General features: G+C 57.2%; 1 rRNA gene (cut by a window edge). It reads right to left on the bottom strand.

Going from position 1 to position 1,623, the window contains the following annotated elements:
• A 23S ribosomal RNA gene (locus ACZ6ZQ_RS38415) occupies nucleotides 1-1,563 on the bottom strand (it extends 1,295 nt beyond the left edge of the window).
• Between the last annotated feature and the right edge of the window lie 60 nt (nucleotides 1,564-1,623).

Genomic DNA, 1,623 nt, shown 5'->3' on the forward strand with positions numbered 1-1,623 from the left:
CTTCACGGCCTTAGCATTAATGGGCTCGATATTGGGCGTTTCAAAGCGGGTACCGGAATATCAACCGGTTGTCCATCGACTACGCCTGTCGGCCTCGCCTTAGGTCCCGACTTACCCTGGGCAGATCAGCTTGACCCAGGAACCCTTAGTCAATCGGCGCACACGTTTCTCACGTGTGTATCGCTACTCATGCCTGCATTCTCACTCGTGAACCGTCCACAACTCGCTTCCACGGCTGCTTCACCCGGCACACGACGCTCCCCTACCCATCACAGTCCCCGTTGGGGGTATGTACTGCAATGACACGACTTCGGCGGTACGCTTGAGCCCCGCTACATTGTCGGCGCGGAATCACTTGACCAGTGAGCTATTACGCACTCTTTCAAGGGTGGCTGCTTCTAAGCCAACCTCCTGGTTGTCTCTGCGACTCCACATCCTTTCCCACTTAGCGTACGCTTAGGGGCCTTAGTCGATGCTCTGGGCTGTTTCCCTCTCGACCATGGAGCTTATCCCCCACAGTCTCACTGCCGCGCTCTCACTTACCGGCATTCGGAGTTTGGCTAAGGTCAGTAACCCGGTAGGGCCCATCGCCTATCCAGTGCTCTACCTCCGGCAAGAAACACACGACGCTGCACCTAAATGCATTTCGGGGAGAACCAGCTATCACGGAGTTTGATTGGCCTTTCACCCCTAACCACAGGTCATCCCCCAGGTTTTCAACCCTGGTGGGTTCGGTCCTCCACGAAGTCTTACCTCCGCTTCAACCTGCCCATGGCTAGATCACTCCGCTTCGGGTCTAGAGCGTGCAACTCAAACGCCCTGTTCGGACTCGCTTTCGCTACGGCTTCCCCACACGGGTTAACCTCGCTACACACCGCTAACTCGCAGGCTCATTCTTCAAAAGGCACGCAGTCACGAGGATCCAAAGGATCCCGACGCTCCCACGGCTTGTAGGCACACGGTTTCAGGTACTATTTCACTCCGCTCCCGCGGTACTTTTCACCATTCCCTCACGGTACTATCCGCTATCGGTCACCAGGGAATATTTAGGCTTAGCGGGTGGTCCCGCCAGATTCACACGGGATTTCTCGGGCCCCGTGCTACTTGGGTGTCTCTCAAACGAGCCGCTGACGTTTCAGCTACGGGGGTCTTACCCTCTACGCCGGACCTTTCGCATGTCCTTCGCCTACATCAACGGTTTCTGACTCGCCTCACAGCCGGCAGACTGTGAAAGAGAGATCCCACAACCCCCACGACGCAACCCCTGCCGGGTCTCACACGTCGTAGGTTTGGCCTCATCCGGTTTCGCTCGCCACTACTCCCGGAATCACGGTTGTTTTCTCTTCCTGAGGGTACTGAGATGTTTCACTTCCCCTCGTTCCCTCCACACTGCCTATGTGTTCAGCAGCGGGTGACAGCCCATGACGACTGCCGGGTTTCCCCATTCGGAAACCCCCGGATCAAAGCCTGGTTGACGGCTCCCCGGGGACTATCGTGGCCTCCCACGTCCTTCATCGGTTCCTGGTGCCAAGGCATCCACCGTGCGCCCTTAAAAACTTGGCCACAGATGCTCGCGTCCACTGTGCAGTTCTCAAACAACGACCAGCCACCCATCACCCCGCT

The sequence above is a fragment of the Streptomyces sp. NPDC053673 genome (assembly GCF_055585225.1).